The 22,999-nt window shown below is 61.9% G+C and carries 25 protein-coding genes; 24 read left to right on the forward strand and 1 reads right to left on the reverse strand.

Features of this window, described 5'->3' with window-relative positions:
* Positions 1-94: 94 nt before the first annotated feature.
* From coaD to tgt, 7 genes are all read left to right on the forward strand, one after another.
* Positions 95-595 (forward strand): pantetheine-phosphate adenylyltransferase, encoded by a 501-nt coding sequence (gene coaD, locus NKH35_RS13340; RefSeq protein WP_023726681.1) that lies wholly within the window; start codon positions 95-97, stop codon positions 593-595.
* Between the two features lie 169 nt (positions 596-764).
* Positions 765-1,259: a peptidylprolyl isomerase gene (locus NKH35_RS13345; RefSeq protein WP_245260126.1), complete on the forward strand. Its 495-nt coding sequence runs from the start codon at positions 765-767 to the stop codon at positions 1,257-1,259.
* Positions 1,260-1,303: 44 nt separating this feature from the next.
* Positions 1,304-1,816, forward strand: a complete 513-nt coding sequence (locus tag NKH35_RS13350; RefSeq protein ID WP_023696509.1) for a peptidylprolyl isomerase — start codon at positions 1,304-1,306, stop codon at positions 1,814-1,816.
* Positions 1,817-1,828: 12 nt separating this feature from the next.
* On the forward strand, positions 1,829-2,278 hold the full coding sequence (locus tag NKH35_RS13355; RefSeq protein WP_023726680.1) for a DMT family transporter: 450 nt from the start codon (positions 1,829-1,831) through the stop codon (positions 2,276-2,278).
* On the forward strand, positions 2,278-3,366 hold the full coding sequence (queA, locus tag NKH35_RS13360; protein ID WP_352914879.1) for a tRNA preQ1(34) S-adenosylmethionine ribosyltransferase-isomerase QueA: 1,089 nt from the start codon (positions 2,278-2,280) through the stop codon (positions 3,364-3,366). The genes NKH35_RS13355 and queA overlap by 1 nt, the downstream gene beginning before the upstream one ends.
* Complete coding sequence (locus tag NKH35_RS13365) at positions 3,356-3,625, forward strand: hypothetical protein (protein ID WP_023684641.1); 270 nt, start codon at positions 3,356-3,358, stop codon at positions 3,623-3,625. The genes queA and NKH35_RS13365 overlap by 11 nt, the downstream gene beginning before the upstream one ends.
* Entirely contained in the window at positions 3,618-4,748 is a 1,131-nt protein-coding gene (tgt, locus tag NKH35_RS13370) for a tRNA guanosine(34) transglycosylase Tgt (RefSeq protein ID WP_023734325.1), read from the forward strand. Before NKH35_RS13365 ends, tgt begins: the two co-directional genes overlap by 8 nt.
* 6 nt (positions 4,749-4,754) lie before the next feature.
* On the opposite strand, the gene NKH35_RS13375 is transcribed toward tgt, so the two are convergent.
* Entirely contained in the window at positions 4,755-5,177 is a 423-nt protein-coding gene (locus NKH35_RS13375; RefSeq protein WP_023684643.1) for a DUF4864 domain-containing protein, read from the reverse strand.
* Between the two features lie 193 nt (positions 5,178-5,370).
* Between NKH35_RS13375 and NKH35_RS13380 the strand changes: the two genes are divergently transcribed.
* The 17 genes from NKH35_RS13380 (at position 5,371) to glpK (ending at position 22,966) form a co-directional block, all read left to right on the forward strand.
* Complete coding sequence (locus tag NKH35_RS13380; RefSeq protein ID WP_023693402.1) at positions 5,371-5,982, forward strand: DsbA family protein; 612 nt, start codon at positions 5,371-5,373, stop codon at positions 5,980-5,982.
* 68 nt (positions 5,983-6,050) lie between these two features.
* Positions 6,051-6,287: an Lrp/AsnC family transcriptional regulator gene (locus NKH35_RS13385; protein ID WP_023670963.1), complete on the forward strand. Its 237-nt coding sequence runs from the start codon at positions 6,051-6,053 to the stop codon at positions 6,285-6,287.
* A 307-nt stretch (positions 6,288-6,594) separates the two neighbouring features.
* Positions 6,595-8,007 (forward strand): circularly permuted type 2 ATP-grasp protein, encoded by a 1,413-nt coding sequence (locus NKH35_RS13390; protein WP_023670964.1) that lies wholly within the window; start codon positions 6,595-6,597, stop codon positions 8,005-8,007.
* A 138-nt stretch (positions 8,008-8,145) separates the two neighbouring features.
* On the forward strand, positions 8,146-9,087 hold the full coding sequence (locus NKH35_RS13395; protein ID WP_023734326.1) for an alpha-E domain-containing protein: 942 nt from the start codon (positions 8,146-8,148) through the stop codon (positions 9,085-9,087).
* Positions 9,088-9,172: 85 nt separating this feature from the next.
* Positions 9,173-9,967, forward strand: coding sequence for a transglutaminase family protein (locus tag NKH35_RS13400; protein WP_023734327.1), 795 nt, complete (start codon positions 9,173-9,175; stop codon positions 9,965-9,967).
* Between the two features lie 32 nt (positions 9,968-9,999).
* Positions 10,000-10,731 carry a proteasome-type protease gene (locus NKH35_RS13405; RefSeq protein WP_023684646.1) on the forward strand — a complete coding sequence of 244 codons (732 nt, stop codon included), beginning with the start codon at positions 10,000-10,002 and terminating at the stop codon, positions 10,729-10,731.
* 92 nt (positions 10,732-10,823) lie between these two features.
* Positions 10,824-12,239, forward strand: a complete 1,416-nt coding sequence (locus NKH35_RS13410) for a pyridoxal phosphate-dependent decarboxylase family protein (protein ID WP_023688617.1) — start codon at positions 10,824-10,826, stop codon at positions 12,237-12,239.
* Positions 12,240-12,253: 14 nt separating this feature from the next.
* On the forward strand, positions 12,254-12,700 hold the full coding sequence (locus NKH35_RS13415; RefSeq protein ID WP_023754895.1) for a hypothetical protein: 447 nt from the start codon (positions 12,254-12,256) through the stop codon (positions 12,698-12,700).
* Positions 12,701-12,815: 115 nt separating this feature from the next.
* Positions 12,816-13,583 carry a DeoR/GlpR family DNA-binding transcription regulator gene (locus NKH35_RS13420; protein ID WP_023734329.1) on the forward strand — a complete coding sequence of 256 codons (768 nt, stop codon included), beginning with the start codon at positions 12,816-12,818 and terminating at the stop codon, positions 13,581-13,583.
* A 117-nt stretch (positions 13,584-13,700) separates the two neighbouring features.
* Positions 13,701-15,221: a glycerol-3-phosphate dehydrogenase gene (glpD, locus tag NKH35_RS13425; protein ID WP_352543561.1), complete on the forward strand. Its 1,521-nt coding sequence runs from the start codon at positions 13,701-13,703 to the stop codon at positions 15,219-15,221.
* A gap of 38 nt (positions 15,222-15,259) precedes the next feature.
* Positions 15,260-16,339 (forward strand): ABC transporter ATP-binding protein, encoded by a 1,080-nt coding sequence (locus NKH35_RS13430; RefSeq protein WP_023696518.1) that lies wholly within the window; start codon positions 15,260-15,262, stop codon positions 16,337-16,339.
* Positions 16,340-16,349: 10 nt separating this feature from the next.
* Complete coding sequence (locus tag NKH35_RS13435) at positions 16,350-17,441, forward strand: ABC transporter ATP-binding protein (protein WP_023730147.1); 1,092 nt, start codon at positions 16,350-16,352, stop codon at positions 17,439-17,441.
* Positions 17,442-18,308, forward strand: a complete 867-nt coding sequence (locus NKH35_RS13440) for a carbohydrate ABC transporter permease (protein WP_352914885.1) — start codon at positions 17,442-17,444, stop codon at positions 18,306-18,308.
* 1 nt (position 18,309) lies between these two features.
* Positions 18,310-19,224 carry a carbohydrate ABC transporter permease gene (locus NKH35_RS13445; RefSeq protein ID WP_023730146.1) on the forward strand — a complete coding sequence of 305 codons (915 nt, stop codon included), beginning with the start codon at positions 18,310-18,312 and terminating at the stop codon, positions 19,222-19,224.
* A 67-nt stretch (positions 19,225-19,291) separates the two neighbouring features.
* On the forward strand, positions 19,292-19,579 hold the full coding sequence (locus NKH35_RS13450; protein ID WP_023670977.1) for a DUF2160 domain-containing protein: 288 nt from the start codon (positions 19,292-19,294) through the stop codon (positions 19,577-19,579).
* A gap of 77 nt (positions 19,580-19,656) precedes the next feature.
* On the forward strand, positions 19,657-21,384 hold the full coding sequence (locus NKH35_RS13455; RefSeq protein ID WP_023670978.1) for an ABC transporter substrate-binding protein: 1,728 nt from the start codon (positions 19,657-19,659) through the stop codon (positions 21,382-21,384).
* An 88-nt stretch (positions 21,385-21,472) separates the two neighbouring features.
* Positions 21,473-22,966 (forward strand): glycerol kinase GlpK, encoded by a 1,494-nt coding sequence (glpK, locus tag NKH35_RS13460; RefSeq protein WP_352914888.1) that lies wholly within the window; start codon positions 21,473-21,475, stop codon positions 22,964-22,966.
* Positions 22,967-22,999: the final 33 nt, after the last annotated feature.

Below are 22,999 nucleotides of genomic sequence, written 5' to 3' on the forward strand. Positions count from 1 at the left end.
GCATTCATCTGTCGTTCATGTCTGCGAAAAGGTTCACGCAGATGTTCCCAATCGCATTTGCCTTCCGGCCAATGCCCCGCTAGAAGCACCTCCCATGACCGATCGCATCGCCCTTTATGCCGGCTCCTTCGACCCGCTGACCAACGGCCATCTCGATGTGCTGAAGGCATCGCTGGCTGTCGCCGACACGGTATATGCGGCGATCGGCACCCATCCCGGCAAGACGCCGCTGTTTTCCTTCGACGAACGGGTGAAGCTGATCGAGGCCGCGACGAACGCCGAATTCGGCCGCGACGGAGCCCGCATTAGGGTTGTCGCCTTTGACGGGCTGGTCATCGACGCGGCCCGCAAGCATGGCGCCTCGATCATGATCCGAGGCCTGCGCGACGGCACCGATCTCGATTACGAGATGCAGATGGCTGGCATGAACGAGACCATGGCGCCGGAACTGCAGACGGTTTTTCTGCCCGCCAGCCCATCGGTACGCACCATTACCGCCACACTTGTGCGCCAGATAGCCTCGATGGGCGGAGACATCCGTCCCTTCGTACCGGCCGCCGTTGCCGGTGCGCTCACCGCCAAATTCGCGAAATAGTGCATGTCGCCCCAAAGTGGATGCCGGTTTTTGGGGCAACGACATGCACCCTAACAAAGACCTTCGGAGATCCCTTATGCAGCTGAAAAAGCTCGCCTCGTTCCTCGTCGTGCTTGCCGGTCTCGTGACCGCATCCGTTTCGGCCTTCGCCGCCGAACCGGAAAACACCATGGTCATCACCTTGAAGAACGGCGACGTCACCATCGCGCTACGCCCCGACCTGGCACCCAAGCATGTCGCGCAGATCAAGAAGCTGGTGCGTGAAGGCGCTTATAACGATGTCGCATTCCACCGGGTCATCAACGGCTTTATGGCGCAGACCGGCGACGTCAAGTTCGGCAACATGAAGAAGGGGTTCAGCCCCGAGGCCGTCGGCACCGGCGGCTCAGACCTGCCCGACCTGCCGGCCGAATTCTCGCAGAGCGAACATTTCAAGCGCGGCACGCTCGGCATGGCCCGCTCGCAGGACCCGAACTCCGCCAACTCGCAGTTCTTCATCATGTTCGCGCCGGCGCCGAACCTCGATGGCCAGTACACCATCGTTGGCAGTGTCGTCAGCGGCATGGAGCTGGTGGACAAGATCAAGAAGGGCGACGAGGCCGACAACGGCACGGTCAGCGAGCCCGACCGCATGATCAAGGTACGCATCGCCGCCGACAAGTAAACCAATCAAATCAATCTGTTTTTCTGAGATAAAGGATATACGACATGGCTGAGATCAAGGACCGCGAGAACGCGCTCATCCTGGAAACGACCAAGGGCAAGGTCGTCATCGAACTGTTCCCCGATTTGGCTCCCGGCCACGTCGCCCGCATCAAGGAACTGGCCCGCGAAGGCGCCTATGACGGCGTGGTCTTCCACCGCGTCATCGAAGGCTTCATGGCGCAGACCGGCGACGTGAAGTTCGGCAATTCGTCGAAGCCGACCTTCGCGCCGTCGCGTGCGGGCATGGGCGGCTCGGAAAAGCCGGACCTGAAGGCTGAGTTCTCCAACGCCAACCATGGCCGCGGCACCTGCTCGATGGCCCGTTCGCAGAACCCGAACTCGGCCAATTCGCAGTTCTTCATCTGCTTCGACGATGCCGCCTTCCTCAACCGCCAGTACACGGTCTGGGGCCAGGTCATCGAAGGCATGGACAATGTCGACAAGATCAAGCGCGGCGAGCCGGTGGTCGATCCCGACAAGATCGTGTCGCTGAAGGTCGCGGCCGACGTCAAGTAAGGACAAACGACGATGATGGGCGTGGTCTGGTCGCTGCTCGGCATCCTGTCAGGCGCCTTCATCGCCGTCCAGGCGCCGATCAACTCGCAGCTGGCGCGCGGCCTGGGGCTCCCGGTCGCGGCTGCTGCCTTCTCGTTCCTGTCGGGCGCGATCGTGCTTGGTATCATCTCCATTGCCGTTGTGCGGCTGCAGGACATCTCGCTCGACTGGAAGGCGCCGGCACCTTGGCTGTTCATCGCCGGCGGCATGCTCGGCGGTTTCTATGTCACCCTGTCGACCATTCTTACGCCGCGCATCGGTGCAGCCGCGTTGATGGCGTTCCTGGTTGCCGGCCAGCTCTTCGCCGGCATGCTGATCGACCGCGTCGGCTTCCTCGGCGTGGCGGTGCGCGAGATTTCGCTCGGCCGCATCGCCGGCGCGGTGCTGCTGTTGGCCGGAGCGCTGCTCGTCCGGCTCTACTGATGCGCGTCGACCTCTTCGACTTCGACCTGCCTGAGGAGCGCATCGCGCTTCGCCCGGCCGAGCCGCGCGACAGCGCCAAAATGCTGGTGGTCAGGCCAGGCGAAGACTTTGCGGACCGCGCGGTGCGCGACCTTCCGTCCTTGCTCAGAACGGGCGACGTGCTGGTCTTCAACGACACCAAGGTCATTCCTGCCCAGTTAAGAGGCATCAGGCGGCGCGGCGAAGCGCAGGCGCAGGTCGACGCCACGCTGCATATGCGCATGGCGCCTGACCGCTGGCTGGCCTTCATGCGGCCGGGCAAGCGCGTCGCCGCCGGCGACCGCATCCATTTCGGCCATGACGGCAATTCCTGTTTTCTCGGCCAACTCGACGCCACGGTGATCGAGAAGGGCGACGCCGGCGAGGCGTTGCTCGGCTTCGACCTCTCCGGCCCGTTTCTCGACGAGGCGCTGCATGCCGTCGGCCACATCCCGCTGCCGCCCTATATCGCGTCGAAGCGCGACGACGACGCGCGCGACCTGACCGACTACCAGACCATCTATGCCAAAGAGGAAGGTGCTGTGGCAGCGCCCACCGCCGGCCTGCATTTCACGCCGGAACTGTTTGCAGCACTCGACGCTAAAGGTATCGAACGCCGCTTCGTCACCTTGCATGTCGGCGCCGGCACCTTCCTGCCGGTCAAGGCGGACGACACCGCTGACCACAAGATGCATGCCGAGACCGGCTCGGTCAGCGAAGCAACAGCCGACGCTCTGAATGGCGCCAAGGCGCGGGGCGGGCGCATCATCGCTGTCGGCACGACCTCGCTGCGCCTGCTGGAGAGCGCGGCACGGCCTGATGGCTCGCTGACCGCCTGGTCCGGCCCGACCGACATCTTCATCACGCCGGGCTATCGCTTCCGCACCGCCGATCTGCTGATGACCAATTTCCATCTGCCGCGTTCGACGCTGTTCATGCTGGTTTCGGCCTTCAGCGGCCTAGATACGATGCGTGCGGCCTATGCTCATGCCATCGGGAACGATTACAGGTTCTATTCCTACGGAGATGCAAGCCTGCTTTATCGAGCGGAGATGAGCGATGGACGATGACCTGCAGGCCTTTGATCGCGAAAGCCTGATCGCCGAAGTGAAGAAATTGCGTGCCGGCATTCGCCAGCACCGAGATTCTACCGGCCATGATTTATGCTGGCATCATCCCAACCTGTGGGACCTGCTGCCGGAAAAGACCGATCCATCGATTGCTGTGCCGCCATGGCCGAAATTCATGCGCGGCTGCATCCAATACCGGCAGTCGCTCGACAGGCAGGCGCCAGGCGCGCCTGTCCATGACAAGGAATTCAATGGCTGAGACATTCACCTTCAAGATTCTCGCCACCGACGGCAAGGCGCGGCGCGGTGTCATCGACATGCCGCGCGGCGAAATCCGCACGCCGGCCTTCATGCCGGTCGGCACCGGCGGCACGGTCAAGGCCATGTATATGGACCAGGTGCGCGGCGTCGGCGCCGACGTCATTCTGGGCAATACCTATCATCTTATGCTGCGGCCAGGCGCCGAGCGCGTGGCGCGGCTTGGCGGCCTGCATGAGTTCGCCCGCTGGCCACAGCCGATCCTGACCGACAGTGGCGGTTTTCAGGTCATGTCGCTGTCGAAGCTCAGAAAATTGACCGAGAAGGGCGTCACCTTTCGCTCGCACATTGACGGCGCTGCCTACGAGATGTCGCCGGAGCGCTCGATCGAGATCCAGGGCCTGCTCGATTCCGACATCCAGATGCAGCTCGACGAATGCACAGCGCTGCCGGCCGACCTCAAGGAGATCGAGCGCGCGATGGAGCTGTCGCTGCGCTGGGCCGAGCGCTGCAAGACAGCGTTCGGCGACCAGCCCGGCAAGGCCATGTTCGGCATCGTCCAGGGTGGCGACAACGCAGCACTCAGGGTGCGCTCGGCGCAGGCGCTGAGCGCGATGGAGCTGAAGGGCTATGCCGTCGGCGGCCTGGCCGTCGGCGAGCCGCAAGCGGTGATGCTGGATATGCTGGAGGTCACCTGTCCGGAATTGCCTGACAACAAGCCTCGATATCTCATGGGCGTCGGCACGCCGGACGACATCGTGAAATCGGTGGCGCGCGGCATCGACATGTTCGACTGCGTGATGCCGACCCGCGCCGGCCGCCATGGCCTGGCCTATACCAGGCGCGGCAAGGTCAATCTCAGGAATGCCCGCCATGCGGACGATCCGCGGCCGCTGGACGAGGAGAGTGACTGCCCGGCGGCACGCGACTATTCACGCGCCTATCTGCATCATCTCGTGCGCTCGCAGGAGGCGCTGGGCGCGATGCTTCTGACCTGGAACAACCTGTCTTACTATCAGAAGCTGATGCAGGACATTCGCGCCGCGATCGAGGCAAAGGCCTTCGAAGCGCACACATCAGACATTTCAGAGGGATGGGCGAGGGGCGATATTCCGGTGCTATAAGCACATCTAGGTGCTGAGCGAATTCGCTGCGCGCAAGCTGCAGCCGGTGATTTGAAAGCTGCCGTCGGGCTGCTGTTCCAGCGTGTAGACCGCCTCATAGTCCTTGCCGTCGGGCCCAACGATCAGCACTTGCTGGATTAGCGAAGTTGGCCCCATCTGCTCGACCTTGCCGAAGGAATAGCTCTGCGGCTGGCGCACCGGCGGATAGCCGTTGGTCACCATGTTCATGAAGGTGTCGACGGTCGGAAAGATGCGCTTCACATTTGGAGCGGCGAAACTGTACGCCTTGGCGCCATCATTGGCGATGAGCGCCTTCAACTGACCATCGATGACGGCCTGGCCGGCCTTGACTTCGGCGTCGCCGGCAAGGGCTGCCGACACGAACAACGCGAACAGCAATGAAACAACTGCGAATGCGGTGCGGCGCATGGCCTGTCTCCATTGTCCCCCAACAAAACCTGTCCCGGGACGCATCATACCATACGGTTTGCGGAGCCTCACGGTTTCAGCAACCGCAATATTCGCCACGCAAGTGCCACATGATCATGCTTAAGCCTCCTTTAACGCGGGGCGCGCATCGTAGGGACGGGTGGGGACCCGTTCGCGCAACCAGGGGACGACCATGTTCAAGCAGCCGATCGACCGGCGCCTTTTGCTGAAGGGCGCGGCAAGCCTCGCGGTTTTGGCTCCCTTGCCCGCCTGGGCAAGCACCGGGCCGACTGTCACGGAAGTCGCCTTCGATCCCGCCATTCCAGCGCTCGGCAACCCCGATGGCGACGTCACCATCGCCGAATTCGTCGACTATCAATGCCCGATCTGCAAGCTCGTCTTCGTCGAACTGAAGAAGTTGATGGAAGAGGACAACGGCGTCCGGCTGGTGATGAAGGACTGGCCGATCTTCGGCGACGTGTCGCGCGACGCGGCGCGGGTGACGCTGCTGAGCGGCGAACACTATGGCGCGGCGGTCGATGCGCTGATGACCAACCAGCGCGGCCTTTCGGAACGCCGCACCAACGACATCCTTTCTTCCGTCGGTGTCGATGTGGCGATGGTGCGTGCCGACCTCGCCATCCGTGAACCCGACATCGACGCTGCCCTTGTCCGCACCGAAGCCCAGGCGACGGCTTTCAAGCTGCGCGGCACGCCAGCCCTGGTCATCGGCGGCAACCTGTACCGGCGCGGCATGCCCGTGTCCGAACTGAGACAAGCCGTCGCCAAGGCCCGCTCCGCCTGATGCTTGAAAGCCGGGCGGCAGTCTGCCACAAGGGCCGCTTGAGTGCTGAAGCTTGATCGGGACCGGCAATGAAGACGTTTTTCATGCAGATAAAGTGCGATCTGGGCAAGTCCTATGAGGTCGCCAGCGCGCTCGCCGATGCCGAAATCGCCTCGGAGATCTACTCGACCGCCGGCAATTACGACTTGCTTGCCAAATTCTACGTCGACGACGAGGAAGATGTCGGCCACTTCGTCAACGAGAAAGTGCAGATTATTCCCGGAATCAAGGACACCTTCACGGTCGTCACTTTCCGCGCATTCTAAAGCAATTCCAGGAAAAGTGTGAAGCGGTTTTCCGTCCGGAATTGCGGCAAAGCAAAAAGCCATGGCAGGTCGCCGTTTCCATGAAACGGTGAACTGCTATGGCCGCATCAGGCACTTGCCCGGTGAACTGCTAGAGCCGCATCAGGCACTTGCCCGGCGACAAGGCAGAGCCTGATTAAGGTCCTGTTCCGACTGCCCGAATTTTGGGCAGTCGGAACATACTGATCGCCGATATCCTCCAAATCACCGATTGCGCTTGATTTTCTCCCGCGACGCCAGTGAAATGGCGTCACAGGGGAGTATGCGATTGGCAGCGTTCGACGAAATGCTTCCGGAAGTTTCCGGGCTTAGACAACCCTATACGGCTTACGACCGCTGGCTGAAGGAGCAGGACCCGGCCAGGCTTACCGAAAAGATGCAGGACGCCGAGCGCGTCTTCCGCAAGACCGGCATTACCTTCGCCGTCTATGGCGAGCAGGAAGCCTCCGAGCGGCTGATCCCCTTCGACATCGTGCCGCGCATCATCTCCGGCAATGAATGGCGAAGGCTGACGCAAGGCATCGAGCAGCGCGTGCAGGCGCTGAACGCTTTCCTCGACGACATTTACCACCGCCAGGAAATCCTGCGCGCCGGCCGCGTGCCGAGGGAGCTGATCGCCAGGAACGAGGCGTTCCTGCCGGAAATGATCGGAGTGCGGCCACCGGCCGGCGTCTACACCCACATTATCGGCGTCGATATCGTCCGCATCTCGGAGAACGAGTTCTACGTGCTGGAGGACAATGCGCGCACGCCGTCGGGGGTCTCCTACATGCTGGAGAACCGCGAGACGATGATGCAGCTCTTTCCCGAGCTGTTCCAGCAGATCAAGGTGCGGCCGGTGGAGAATTATCCGCAATTGCTGCGCCAGTCGCTGGCGGCAGTGCGGCCGCAAAGCACCAAGGGTGCACCGACCATTGCCGTGCTGACGCCGGGCAGCTTCAACTCCGCCTATTTCGAACATGCCTTCCTCGCCGACCAGATGGGCGTGCAGTTGGTCGAAGGCCAGGATCTGCGCGTTGTAGACGGCCACGTCGCCATGCGCACGACCGAAGGCTACAAGCAGATCGACGTGCTTTACCGGCGCGTCGACGATTCCTTCCTCGATCCGCTGACCTTCCGGCCGGACTCGGCCCTTGGCGTGCCCGGCATCATGGACGTCTACCGCGCCGGCAACATCACCATCGCCAACGCGCCGGGAACCGGCATCGCCGACGACAAGGCGATCTATTCCTACATGCCCGACATCGTCGAGTTCTACACCGGCCGCAAGGCCATCCTCGGCAACATCCCGACCTGGCGCTGCTCGGAGCCCGACAGCCTGAAATACGTGCTCGAACACATCCATGAGCTGGTCATCAAGGAAGTGCACGGCTCCGGCGGCTACGGCATGCTGGTCGGCCCGGCTGCGACCAAGAAGGAATGCCAGGATTTCGCCAAGAAGCTGCAGGCGAAGCCCTCCAACTACATCGCCCAGCCGACGCTGGCGCTGTCGACTTGCCCGATCCTGACCGAAAAAGGCCTGTCGCCGCGCCATGTCGATCTCAGGCCCTATGTTCTGGTCTCCGACCGAATCCAGATCGTTCCCGGCGGCTTGACGCGGGTGGCGCTGAAGGAGGGGTCGTTGGTCGTGAATTCCTCGCAAGGCGGCGGCACGAAGGATACGTGGGTGTTGGACGATTAGTAGGGAATAGGGCAGTAGGCAGTAGGCAGTAGGCAGTAGGCAGTAGAGGGACAAGAAATGCCATATTCCACAGAGATTCAAATGCTTACCAATCCCTACTCACTATTCCCTACTCACTAGCCCGAAGGGCCACTTCACATGCTTCTCGGCCGCACCGCCAACGGGCTCTACTGGATGAACCGCTATATCGAGCGGGCGGAAAACATGGCGCGTCTGGTCGATGCCGGCCTTCGCATGGCGCTGACCCGCACCCAGAGCGCGTCGGAAGAGTGGAATTCGGTGCTGCTCAGCGCCGGCTCCGACGTCAGCTTCACGCAGAAATACAAGGACTATACCGCCGCCAATGTCGCCGACTTCCTGCTGCGCGACACCTCGAACCCGTCGAGCACGATGTCGGCGATCGAGACCGCTCGCAACAATGCCCGCATGGTGCGCACCGCGCTGACGCGCGAGACCTGGGAGAGCATCAACGAAGCCTGGATGGCGCTGAAGCGCATGCTGGCAAAGCCGATCGACGAGCGCGACCTGCCGAGTGTGCTCGACGCCATCAAGCGCGAGACGGCGCTGATCCGGGGCTCGTTTTACGGCACCATGCTGCGCAACGAGATCTTCGACTTCTCGCAGCTCGGCACCTATGTCGAGCGGGCCGACAACACGGCACGCATCCTCGACGTGAAATACTACGTGCTGCTGCCGTCGATCTCCTGGGTCGGCTCGAGCCTCGACAACTACCAGTGGGAATCGATCCTGCGCTCGGTGTCGGCGCACCGTTCCTATCGCTGGGTCTATGAGGCCGACTACAAACCGACCAACATTGCCGACTATCTGATCCTCAATGTGCGCATGCCGCGCTCGCTGACCTTCTGTTATCGTTTTCTCGCCGAGCATCTGAAGTTCCTCGGCGATGATTATGGCGACCGTCATGCCTGCCACGCCACCGTCGACAGGACACAGGCGATGCTGCAGGCAGGGTCGATCAAGGACATATTCGACGCCGGCCTGCACGAATTCCTGGCCAGGTTCATTCAAGACAACACCAAGCTTGGCGAAGAGATCGCACAAGATTACCGGTTCAATTGAGCATGATCGCGAACCGGAGGGCCGCGCTAGCGACAAGTGAGACCCGGTTTTCGGATAAGATCATGCTTACAAACGGAAAATAGGCATGCGGCTCAAGATCACCCACCGTACCGAATACCGCTACGACGCGCCGGTGCACTATCTGTTGCAGCGGCTACGCCTGTTACCGGTCAGCGGACCGACGCAGACCGTCTTGTCCTGGGCGCTGAAGATCGAGGGCGCGCGCGAGGAAGTCCGCTTTAACGACCATTTTGGCAACGATAACAGGCTGTTGAGCGTCGAGGGCGAGCGCGACTTCATCACCGTCGAGGCCTCCGGCGAGGTTGTCACGCGCGACACAGCAGGCGTCTCGGGTCCGCATCACGGCTTTGCGCCACTGTGGCTGTTCAGCCAGGAGACAGCTTTGACCATCCCCGGCGAGGGCATAAGCGAGCTTGCCGCGGCGGTCGGCAAAGGTACCGACATCGAAAGGCTGCATCGGCTGATGGGGCTGATCGTCCAACGCGTCGCCTACACGCCGGGCACCACCAGCGTGACGACCCCGGCGGAAGAGGCATTGGCGCTGAAGACCGGCGTTTGCCAGGATCACAGCCACATCTTTGTCACCGCAGCCCGCGTCATGGGTTTTCCGGCCCGCTATGTCAGTGGCTATCTGATGATGGATGCGGCCATCGAGCAGGCGGCAAGCCATGCCTGGGCCGAAGCCCATGTTCAGGGTCTCGGCTGGGTCGCCTTCGACGCCGCCAACGGCATTTCCCCCGATGAACGCTATGTCAGGGTAGCCACCGGCCGTGATTATCGCGACGCCTCGCCGGTGTCGGGAATTCGACTGGGACAGGCGGAGGAACAGCTTGCAGTCACCGTCACGGTAGAGCAGTAGTCTCCGGCAAGATTGCTGCCTGAAGAGATTCCATGACTTATTGCGTCGGCCTCAAGATCGATCGTGGGCTCGTGTTCATGTCGGACACGCGCACCAATGCAGGGATGGATTCGATCTCCACTTTCAAGAAGATGCATGTCTGGGAAGAGCCAGGCGAGCGCGTCATCGTGCTGATGTCGGCCGGCAATCTGGCTACGACGCAGGCCGTGGTCAGCCTGCTCGACGAGCGCACCAAAGCGGTGGCGGAACGCCACGCGACGCTGCTCGAGACCCCATCCATGTACCAGACGGTGCGGCTGGTCGGCGACACCGTCAAGGAAGTCATCGCCAGCTCGTCGCCTGCCGGCGAAAAGGCGGATTCCTATTTCAACGCCTCCTTCATCCTCGGCGGCCAGATCAAGGGCAGCCCGCCACGGCTGTTCATGATCTATCCCGAGGGCAATTTCATCGAATCCACCGACGACACGCCGTTCTTCCAGATCGGCGAGACCAAATACGGCAAGCCGATCATCATCCGTGCCTATGAAAGGACGATGAGCCTGGCTGAAACGGTCAAGCTCTTGCTGGTATCGTTCGATTCGACGCTGAAATCGAACCTGTCCGTCGGCCTGCCTCTCGACCTGCTGTTCCTGGAGGAGGATACGTTCACGGTGGGTTTGAAAAAGCGCATCGGCCAGGACGATCGATATTATCGTGCTATTTCCGAAGGCTGGTCGAACGCGTTGAAGACGGCCTTTGCCAGCCTGCCTGATTTTCCGGGGTAGCGCGGGAACCTTCGTCGCGGTTGCCTCACTCTATTTAACATGTTAATCAAAAACCCATACGGCTGGGACTGATCGGCACGTCGGGAGGATAGATGGACAATGAGCAATTCCGCGACTGGTCGAGGCGCGCCGCCGACTGGGGCGCTGATTACCGCGCCGGCCTTCGCGATCGGCCCGTGCGACCTGCCATAGCGCCGGGCGAGATCTTCAGGAGCATCGAAGCTTCTCCGCCGGAGGCGGCTGAATCGATGGAGACGATCTTCGCCGATTTCGAAGCCAAGATCGTGCCCGGCATGACGCATTGGCAGCATCCGCGTTTCTTTGCTTATTTCCCGGCCAATGCAGCACCCGTCTCGGTGGTTGCCGAATATCTGGTCTCTGCGATGGCCGCGCAGTGCATGCTGTGGCAGACTTCGCCGGCGGCGACAGAGCTTGAGACGCGCATCGTCGACTGGATGCGCCAGGCGCTCGGCCTGCCCGAAGGCTTTTCCGGCGTGATCCAGGACTCCGCATCATCGGCGACGCTGGCCGCCGTGTTGACCATGCGCGAGCGCACGCTCGACTGGCAGGGCAACAAGAAGGGTCTTTCCGGGCAGGGCAGGCTGCGCGTCTATTCCTCCGACCAGGTGCACACCTCGATCGACCGCGCCATCTGGGTCGCCGGCATTGGCGAGGAAAACCTCGTCCGCATTCCCGTCGCCGGCACCTACCGCGCCATGGATACCGCGGCTTTGGAAGCGGCGATTGTTGCCGACCGCGCGGCCGGCCTATTGCCGGCCGGCATCATCGCGTGCGTCGGCGGCACCAGCACCGGCGGCACCGACGACATCGCTGAAGTGGCCGCGGTGGCCAAACGCCAGGGGCTCTATCTGCATATCGACGCCGCCTGGGCCGGATCGGCGATGATCTGTCCGGAATACCGGCATTTCTGGACCGGTGTCGAGGGCGCGGACTCGATCGTCTTCAACCCGCACAAATGGCTGGGCGCGCAATTCGACTGCTCGATCCAGTTCGTCCGTCAGCCGGAGGATCTCGTGCGCACGCTGGCGATCAAGCCGGACTATCTGAAAACTCGCGGTCATGACGGCATCATCAACTACTCCGAATGGTCGGTGCCTCTCGGCCGTCGCTTCCGGGCGCTGAAGCTGTGGTTCCTGCTGCGCGCCCATGGCCTCGAGGCGCTGCGCACCATGATCCGCAATCACGTCGCCTGGAGCGAAGGCATAGCAGCGCGCCTGGCCGAGGAGGAGGATTTCGAGCTCGCCAGCCAGCCGATGCTGTCGCTGTTCTCGTTCCGGCATCGCGCCGCATCCGGCGCTGACTGCGACGAGCACAATCTGCGTCTGGTCGACGCCATCAACAATGACGGCCGTATCTACCTGACGCAGACGCGTGTCGATGGGCGGGTCGCCATCCGCTTCCAGGCAGGCCAGTTCGAGACAACCGCGGCCGATGTCGATACCGCCTTCACTGTCATCTGCGAGTGTGCAAGATCCCCGAAGGACTGACAGGGATTGCCCGGGTGGTTGCCGCCGCCGGGGCAAGCCAGCAAGGACTTGCGAGCAAGCATATGGCCGGAAGGGCTGAAGGGGTTAGCCAGAATCTGACGGGCGTCTGGAGCGGGCGCTATTTCTATCCGCGCGAACTGCCGCCGGTTTCCTTCGTTGCAACGCTGATCGAGACGGCAACCAGCTTGACGGGGATGACCCACGAACCGGCGGCGACCAGCACGGCAAGATACGCAAGCCTGCAGGGCCAGCGAGAGGGCAACGCCGTCTCCTTTACCAAGACATACGACAAGGCCCAATTGAAGGCGCACCCGATTCACTACAGCGGCATCATCAACGGTGATGCAACCGAGATCAAAGGCACTTGGCGAATCCCGGGATACTGGTCCGGCAATTTCCTGATGATCCGCTCGCCAGGTAAAGTCGCGGCTGTCACCCGCAAGGTGGCGGAGCGGGTCTGAGCCGTATCTGCCCGGTTCGCCTTTGCAATCATCGATATTTCATTAGCCGGCGTCTCCCTTTTCATTGCTTTCGTTTTCAGCTACAAACAAGAAAAACGAAAACGGGAGGTTCTCAGTGTATTTGTCGCCGCGCCATGCCGAAATCATCCAGATGGCGAAGGACCATGGCCGTGTGCTGGTCGATGGCCTCGCCACGCACTTCAACGTGACGCCGCAGACCATCCGCAAGGACCTCAACGATCTCTGCGATCAGCGGCTGCTGACGCGCATTCATGGCGGGGCCTTGTTCCCGTCCGGCATCGAGAACATGGAGTATGAGGCGCGCCGCAAGATTGCCGCCGACGAGAAGGAGGCGATCGGCCGCGCGGCGGCCAGGCTGATACCCGACAACGCATCTTTGTTCATCAATATCGGCACCACGACCGAGTCGGTCAGCAAGGCGCTGCTTGACCATACCGGGCTCATGGTCATCACCAATAATATCAATGTTGCCAACAGGATGCGCATCTATCCTTCGATCGAGGTGGTAATCGCCGGCGGCGTCGTGCGCGGCTCCGACGGCGGCGTTGTCGGCGAGGCCGCGGTCGATTTTATCAGGCAGTTCAAGGTCGACTATGCGGTGATCGGCGCCTCGGCCATCGACCATGACGGCGCGCTGCTCGATTTCGACTTTCGCGAAGTGAAAGTCGCGCAAGCCATTATCGCCAATGCCAGGCATGTCATCCTGGTCTCCGACCAGACCAAGTTCGAACGAACCGCGCCGGTTCGCATCGGCCATCTCTCGCAGGTAAACACCTTCATCACCGACCGTTGCGACATCCCGTCGGTGCGTAAGATCTGCGAGGAAGCGGAGGTTCAATTGATCGAAACTTCGCTCGGCTAGGCTATCGATCACGGTCCCGTTACATTTCGTTTGACATTCGTTCTTATTTCGAAATAATCCCGATACGGTTTCGTAACAACTCAAAAATGCTGCAATGCGAAATCGCGGGAGGGATTTGTGGACGCAGTCCGTGACATCTTCGTCATCGGTGGCGGCATCAATGGCTGCGGCATCGCCCGCGACGCCGTTGGGCGGGGCTTTTCGGTATTTCTCGCCGAGATGAACGACCTCGCCAGCGGAACCTCCTCCGGTTCGACCAAGCTGATCCATGGTGGCCTGCGCTACCTCGAATTCTACGAGTTCCGGCTTGTGCGCGAGGCGCTGATGGAGCGCGAGGTTCTGTGGAAGAACGCGCCGCACATCATCTGGCCGATGCGCTTCGTGCTGCCCTATGCCAAGGGCCTGCGCCCGGCCTGGCTGATCCGGCTCGGCCTGTTCCTCTACGATCATATTGGTGGCCGCAAATTGCTGCCGGCTACCCGGACACTGGACATGTCCAAGGATCCGGCCGGCAAGCCTCTGAAGCCGCTATTTCACAAGGCCTTCGAGTACTCGGACGGCTGGGTCAACGATGCCCGGCTGGTGATGTTGAACGCGCGTGACGCCGCCGACCGCGGCGCCACCATCCGCACCCGCACGAAAGTCGTCGGGGCGCGGCGCGAAGGCGATCTGTGGGCGATCCGCGTGGAAGACGTGCAGACGGGAGAGGCCGAGGAGGTCAAGGCCCGGCTGCTGGTCAATGCCGCCGGTCCATGGGTCGACCACGTCCTGTCGACCACCGTGGGCCAGAACGACGTGCACAATGTGCGCCTGGTGCAGGGCAGTCATATCGTCATCAAAAAGAAGTTCGATGATCCGCGCGCCTACTTCTTCCAGAACAAGGACGGGCGCATCATTTTCGCCATCCCTTACGAGGAAGAATTTACGCTGATCGGCACCACCGATCGCGACTATCCCGGCGATCCGCATGACGTGAAGATCAGCGACACCGAGATCGACTATCTCTGCGCGGCGGCGAGCGAATATTTTGCTGAAGCCGTGACGCGTCCCGACATCGTCTGGACCTATTCGGCCGTGCGCCCGCTCTATGACGACGGCGCTTCGAAGGCGCAGGAAGCGACCCGCGACTATGTGCTGAAAGCCGATGGCGGCGGGGGCAAGGCGCCGATCGTCAACGCTTTCGGCGGCAAGATCACCACCTACCGCCGGTTGTCGGAATCGATGCTGGAAAAGGTCGAAGGTTTTCTCGGCAAGCGCGGCAAGCCGTGGACGGCGAACGCGCCCTTGCCGGGCGGCGATTTCCCGGCCACCGGTTTCGACGTCCAGGTGGCGAAGCTGAAGAGCGCCTATCCTTTCCTCGACCAGCTCCTGGCGCGTCGGTTGACCAGGCTTTACGGCACGCGCGCGCAAGTGCTGCTCGGCCTTGCCAAGTCGAACGCCGATCTCGGCCGCAATTTCGGCGCTGATCTCTATGAGGCCGAGGTACGCTACCTCAGCGAAAATGAATGGGCGCTGACCGCCGAAGATGTATTGTGGCGTCGCACCAAGCGGGGTCTGCATCTCAGCCGCGAACAGGCCTCGGCGCTTGACGAATTCATGCGCGGCATCAGCCGGCGCCATGTCGCGGCAGCGGAATAGGGAAGGCGATTGATGCACAAAGCCTGGGAGGAGGCATCATGCTGGAACTGAGAAACGTGACGAAGATGGTCGGCGCGGTGGAGCATATCCGCGACGTGTCGCTGACGCTTCAGCACGGCTCGCTCAACGTTTTGCTCGGGCCGACACTGTCGGGCAAGACCAGTCTGATGCGGCTGATGGCCGGACTCGACGTGCCGACCACCGGTTCAGTCTGGTTCGACGGCCAGAATGTCACCGGCATGCCGGTGCAGCAGCGCAAGATCGCCATGGTCTATCAGCAGTTCATCAACTACCCCGCGATGACCGTCTACGAGAACATCGCCTCGCCGTTGCGCGTCGCCGGCACCGACCAGGCCAAGATCGACAAAGAAGTCCGCAACGCGGCAGGGCTTTTGAAGCTCACACCCTATCTCGACCGCACGCCGCTCAGCCTGTCCGGCGGCCAGCAGCAGCGTACGGCGCTGGCCCGCGCCATCGTCAAGAATGCCAGTCTGGTGCTGCTCGACGAGCCGCTCGCCAATCTGGATTACAAGCTGCGCGAGGAGTTGCGCGCCGAGCTGCCCAAGATATTTGCCGCCGCCGGCACCATTTTCGTCTACGCCACGACCGAGCCGCATGAAGCCTTGCTGCTCGGCGGCAATACGGCGACGCTGTCCGAGGGGCGGATCACCCAATTCGGGCCGACCATCGACGTCTTCCGCAAGCCGATCGACCTGGTGACGGCGAAAACCTTTGCCGATCCGCCGCTCAACACCATCGTGCTGGCCAAGAAAGGTCCCGATTTCCTTCTCGAGGGCGGCGTCAAGCTGCCGGTACCGGCCGAACTCGCCGGCATTTCCGACGCCAACTACACGATCGGCTTCCAGCCGCATCATCTGTCGCTCGAGCGGCCCAACGCTGCCGCGGTGCCTGTGCGCGCCAAGGTGACGATCACCGAGATCACCGGCTCGGAAAGCTTCATCCATCTCGATTTTGCCGATGCGCGCTGGGTCATGCTGACCCACGGCATCCGCGATTTCGAGCCCGACGCCGAGATCGAGGTGTTTATCGATCCGCGTCACATCATGGTCTTCGACAGCAACGGCAGCGCCGTCGCCGCGCCGAAGCTTGCGGCCTGAGGGGGGAGAGATGGCGCGCATCGACGTCAACCATGTCAGGCACTCCTACCTGCCCAATCCGCAGAAGGATGCCGATTTTGCGCTGCGGGAAGTGCACCACACATTCGAGGATGGCGGCGCCTACGCGCTGCTTGGGCCTTCGGGTTGCGGCAAGACCACGCTGCTCAACATCATTTCGGGACTTTTGCACCCCTCGCACGGTGAGTTGCTGTTCAACGGCAAGGACGTCACCAATCTGTCGACGCAGGAGCGCAACATCGCGCAGGTGTTCCAGTTCCCGGTCATCTACGACACCATGACCGTTTACGACAATCTTGCCTTCCCGCTGCGCAACCGCGGCGTGCCGGAGGCCGATGTCGACCGCAAGGTGCGCGAGACGCTGGAGATGATCGACCTGGCGTCGTGGGCGAAGAAGAAGGCGAGGGGCCTGACCGCCGACCAGAAGCAGAAGATCTCGCTCGGCCGCGGCCTGGTGCGCTCGGATGTCAATGCTATCCTGTTCGACGAACCGCTGACGGTTATCGATCCGCACATGAAGTGGGTGCTGCGCTCGCAGTTGAAGCAACTGCACCGCCGCTTCGGCTACACCATGGTCTATGTCACCCATGACCAGACCGAGGCGCTGACCTTCGCCGACCAGGTCGTCGTCATGTATGATGGCGGCATCGTCCAGATCGGCACGCCGGCCGAATTGTTCGAGCGCCCGCGCCACACATTCGTCGGTTACTTCATCGGCTCGCCCGGCATGAACGTCATGCCGGTGGCGATCGACGGCAAGACCGCGACGATCGGCAGCCAGCGCATCGAGCTGCCCGGCGCGCCAAAGACCGCCGCTGGGAGCTCCGGCGCCATCGAACTCGGCATCCGCCCCGAATATGTCAGGCTCGGCCGTGACGGCATGGCGGTTAAAATCAGCAAGGTCGAGGATCTCGGCCGCCACAAGGTGGTGCGCGCCAGCCTCGAAGGCCGCGAGATCGCTGCCGTCATCGGCGAGGACGAGAGCGTGCCGGCCGACCCAAAGGTTCGCTTCGATCCGGCCGGCATCAACATCTATGCCGATTCCTGGCTGGTTGAGATGGGGCGTGTCGAGATGGGGGCATAGATGGAAAAGACCTGGAACAACAAGGCCTGGTTCCTGGTGCTGCCGGTGCTGGTGCTGGTGGCGTTCTCGGCCGTCATTCCGCTGATGACGGTCGTCAACTATTCGGTGCAGGACACCTTCGGCAACAACGTCTTCTTCTGGGCAGGCACCCAGTGGTTCGAGGAACTGCTGTCGTCCAGCCGCTTCTGGGAAGCCATGGTGCGCAACCTGATCTTCTCCTTCATCATCCTGGCCATCGAAGTGCCGCTCGGCATCTTCATCGCGCTCAACATGCCGAAGAAGGGTTGGGGCGTGCCGGTCTGCCTGGTGCTTATGTCGTTGCCGCTGCTCATTCCGTGGAACGTCGTCGGCACCATCTGGCAGGTCTTCGGCCGCAACGACATCGGCCTGCTCGGCTACTACGTCAACGCGCTCGGCATCGACTACAATTACGTGCAGGATCCGTTCGACGCCTGGGTCACCATCATCATCATGGACGTCTGGCACTGGACCAGCCTTGTCGTGCTGCTCTGCTATGCCGGCCTGGTTTCGATCCCGGATGCCTTCTACCAGGCGGCCAAGATCGACAGCGCCTCGCGCTGGGCGGTGTTCCGTTATATCCAGCTGCCGAAGATGCAGCGTGTGCTTTTGATCGCCGTGCTGTTGCGCTTCATGGATAGCTTCATGATCTACACCGAGCCCTTCGTCGTCACCGGCGGCGGCCCCGGCAACTCGACCACCTTCCTGTCGATCGACCTCGTCAAGACCGCGCTCGGCCAGTTCGACCTCGGTCCGGCGGCCGCCATGTCGCTGGTCTACTTCCTGATCATCCTGTTGTTGTCGTGGGTGTTCTACACCGTGATGACCAACTACGACGCGGAGCGCTGAGATGAGCGGCGCCAACGAAAGAGCCGACAGAGTGAGCGAAACCACCGCTTCGGGAAAATTGGCGAGCACGCCTTCGCAGGATCAGGTCGCCCGGCTGATGCGCAAGCGCGGCGAGGAATCGCGCTGGTGGTGGATCGTGCCGACGATCTACATCATCGTGCTTCTGCTGCCGATCTACTGGCTCATCAACATGAGCTTCAAGACCAATGCCGAGATCGTCTCCTCGCTGACGCTCTATCCGCATCAGCCTACGATCGCCAACTACGTCACCATCTTTACCGACGCCTCCTGGTATTCGGGCTACATCAATTCGATCACCTATGTGGTGATGAACATGGTGATCTCGGTGGCCGCAGCGCTGCCGGCGGCCTACGCCTTTTCGCGCTACCGCTTCCTCGGCGACAAGCATCTGTTCTTCTGGCTGCTGACCAACCGCATGGCGCCGCCGGCGGTGTTCGCGCTGCCGTTCTTCCAGCTCTATTCGGCCTTCGGCCTGATCGACACCCACATCGCGGTGGCTCTGGCGCACTGCCTGTTCAACGTGCCGCTGGCGGTGTGGATCCTCGAAGGCTTCATGTCGGGCGTGCCCAAAGAGATCGACGAAACAGCCTATATCGACGGCTACTCCTTCCCGCGCTTCTTCGTCAGGATATTCATGCCGCTGATCGCCAGTGGCATCGGTGTCGCCTGCTTCTTCTGCTTCATGTTCTCATGGGTCGAACTTTTGATCGCCCGCACGCTGACCACCACTGACGCCAAGCCCATCGCCGCCACCATGACCCGCACCGTTTCGGCCGCCGGCATGGATTGGGGCCTGCTCGCCGCCGCCGGCGTGCTGACGCTGATCCCCGGCGCGCTCGTCATCTGGTTTGTCCGCAACTACATCGCCAAGGGCTTCGCCCTGGGGAGGGTGTGATGAAACAAAAGCACGGGTTCATCCTCACCACCACCGCCAAGGGCTTTGCCCTGGGGAGGGTGTCACCATGAATCTCGACCTCACCTGGATGGCGTGGACGTGGCCGACGGCGGCGTTCTTCGGCACCATTCTTCTGCTGCTGTGCGGCATGGCGTTTTGGGAATTTGCCTCGCCGGGCGGCAATCCGCGCGTCGGCATCCTGCGCTTCGAGACGACGCGCGGCGACCGTCTTTTTCTGTCGCTGCTTGGCAGCGCCTTTATCCATCTCGCTTGGCTGGGTCTTGTCGGATCCAACCTGTGGTGGGCTCTCGCTCTCTCCGTGGTCTACGCCGTCGGCGTGTTCCGCTACGTATAGAGGGGGAAACTGTTGGATCGACCGCGTGCCGGCGGCCGTTCCAGATCGCACTTGAAACCTAAATGTGGAGGAAACCTATGCGACGGCAATTTTTAACATCAACAACTGCCCTTGTCCTGTTGCTCGGGGTAGGCAACGCCTACGCCGGAATGGATGAGGCCAAGGCGTTTCTGGACAAGGAAATCGGCCCGCTGTCGACGCTCGACCGCGCCGGCCAGGAAGCAGAAATGCAGTGGTTCATCGATGCCGCGAAGCCTTTCGCCGGCATGGACATCAAGGTCGTGTCCGAAACCATCGCCACCCACCAGTATGAATCGCAGGTGCTGGCGCCGGCCTTTACCGCCATCACTGGCATCAAGATCACGCATGACGTCATCCAGGAAGGCGACGTCGTCGAGAAGATCCAGACCCAGATGCAGACCGGCCAGAACCTTTATGACGGCTGGGTCAACGATTCCGACCTGATCGGCACCCACTGGCGCTACCAGCAGGTCCGCAACCTGACCGACTGGATGGCGGGCGAGGGCAAGGACGTTACCAATCCGAACCTCGACCTGAAGGATTTTATCGGCACCTCCTTCACCACCGCGCCGGACAAGAAGCTCTATCAGCTGCCCGACCAGCAGTTCGCCAACCTCTACTGGTTCCGTTACGACTGGTTCAACGACGAGAAGAACAAGGCCGACTTCAAGGCGAAATACGGCTACGACCTCGGCGTTCCCGTGAACTGGTCGGCCTATGAGGACATCGCCGAGTTCTTCACCGGCCGCGAGATCGATGGCAAGAAGGTCTATGGCCACATGGACTATGGCAAGAAGGACCCGTCGCTCGGCTGGCGCTTCACCGACGCCTGGCTGTCGATGGCCGGCAACGGCGACAAGGGCCTGCCGAACGGCCTGCCGGTCGACGAATGGGGCATCAAGGTCAACGAGAAATCACAGCCGGTCGGCTCCTGCACGGCGCGCGGCGGCGACACCAACGGCCCGGCTGCCGTCTACTCGATCCAGAAATACCTCGACTGGCTGAAGGCCTACGCTCCGGCCGAAGCCCAGGGCATGACGTTCTCCGAATCCGGCCCGGTGCCGGCACAGGGTGCGGTCGCGCAGCAGATATTCTGGTACACCGCCTTCACCGCTTCGATGGTCGACGCCGGCGCCAAGGCGGTGCTGAACGACGACGGTACGCCGAAGTGGCGCATGGCCCCGTCGCCGCATGGCGTCTACTGGAAGGACGGCATGAAGCTCGGCTATCAGGACGTGGGTTCCTGGACGCTGATGAAGTCGACGCCGACCGACCGCGCCAAGGCCGCCTGGCTCTACGCGCAGTTCGTGACCTCGAAGACGGTCGACGTGAAGAAGAGCCATGTCGGCTTGACCTTCATCCGCGAAAGCACGATCCACGACAAGAGCTTCACCGAACGTGCGCCGAAGCTCGGTGGTCTGATCGAGTTCTACCGCTCGCCGGCCCGCGTTCAGTGGTCGCCGACCGGCACCAACGTGCCCGATTATCCGAAGCTGGCACAGCTCTGGTGGCAGGCGATCGGCGACGCCTCGTCCGGCGCCAAGACGGCGCAGGAAGCCATGGACTCGCTCTGCGCCGAGCAGGAAAAAGTCATGACCCGCATCGAGAAGTCGGGCGTCCAGGGCGATATCGGCCCGAAGATGGCCGAAGAGCATGACCTCGCCTACTGGAACGCCGACGCGGTCAAGAATGGCAATCTCGCTCCTCAGCTGAAGATCGAGAACGAGAAGGAAAAGCCGATCACCATCAACTACGACGAACTGGTGAAGAGCTGGCAGAAGTAATCTTGGCGTACCCGCCAGGATCATAGTGAACGGGGAGGCGGCATCTTGCCGTCTCCCCTGTTTGTATAGGCAGCTACCGGGAGGACTAATGACCGGATACATCCTTGCAATCGACCAGGGTACGACATCGACCAGGGCGATCCTGTTCGACAGCGCGATGAAGGTCGCCGGCAGCAAGCAGCAGGAATTCACGCAGCATTATCCTGCCTCCGGCTGGGTCGAGCATGATCCGGAAGAGATCTGGGCAAGCGTCGTCGCCACCGTCAAAGGCGCGCTGAAGGCCGCCGGCTGCGACGCCTCCGACGTGGCGGCGATCGGCATTACCAACCAGCGCGAAACCGTCGTCATCTGGGACAAGGCGACCGGCAAGCCGATCCACAATGCCATCGTCTGGCAGGACCGCCGCACCGCGCCGCTGTGCCAGAAGCTGAAGAAACACGGCGTGGAGAAAAAGTTCACCAAAAAGACCGGCCTGCTGCTCGATCCCTATTTCTCCGGCACCAAGATCGCCTGGATGCTGGACAAGGTGAACGGTGCGAGAGAGCGCGCCGAAAAGGGCGAACTGCTCGCCGGCACCATCGACAGTTTTTTGATCTGGCGGCTGACCGGCGGCAAGGTGCATGCGACGGATGCCACCAACGCCTCGCGCACGCTGGTCTACAACATCGAGAAAAATGTCTGGGACGACGAGCTGCTCTCCATCCTGCGCGTCCCGGTGGCGATGCTGCCTGAGGTCAAGGATTGCGCCGACGACTACGGCGTGACGGAAAAAAGCCTGTTTAGCGCCGAAATCAAAATCCTTGGCGTGGCCGGCGATCAGCACGCAGCGACCATCGGCCAGGCCTGTTTCGAGCCAGGCATGATGAAATCGACCTATGGCACCGGCTGCTTTGCGCTGCTCAACACCGGCGCCGATCTGGTGCGCTCGAAGAACCGGCTGTTGACCACCATCGCCTATCGGCTGAACGGCAAGACCACCTATGCCTTGGAAGGCTCGATCTTCATCGCCGGTGCCGCCGTGCAATGGCTGCGCGACGGCATCAAGGTGATCGGCAAGGCCGAGCATAGCGGCGTTTTGGCTGCAACCGCCGACCCAAAGCAGAACGTCTATCTGGTGCCGGCTTTCGTCGGTCTCGGCGCGCCGCATTGGGACGCCGAGGCGCGTGGCGCGATCTTCGGGCTGACCCGCAACTCTGGCCCGGCGGAGTTCGCCCGCGCGGCGCTGGAATCCGTCGCCTACCAGACGCGCGATCTCCTCGACGCAATGCGCAAGGACTGGAAGGGGGCGTCGGCCAAAACCGTGCTTCGCGTCGACGGCGGCATGGTGGCCTCCGACTGGACCATGCAGCGGCTGGCCGATATCCTCGATGCGCCGGTCGATCGCCCGACCATTCTGGAGACGACGGCGCTGGGTGCGGCGTGGCTTGCCGGCTCGAAAGCAGGCGTGTGGCCGAAGGCGAAGGATTTTGCCAAGAGCTGGGCGCTCGAGCGCCGCTTCAAGCCGGACATGGATGCCGACACCCGCTCGGCAAAACTGGCGGGTTGGCGCGACGCGGTGCGCCGGACATTGAGCGCGTCCTGATTTCGCACTTAAGACCAAGTCCGCGAAAAGACG

It is taken from the genome of Mesorhizobium sp. M1143 (assembly GCF_040318435.1).
Lineage (GTDB): Bacteria > Pseudomonadota > Alphaproteobacteria > Rhizobiales > Rhizobiaceae > Mesorhizobium.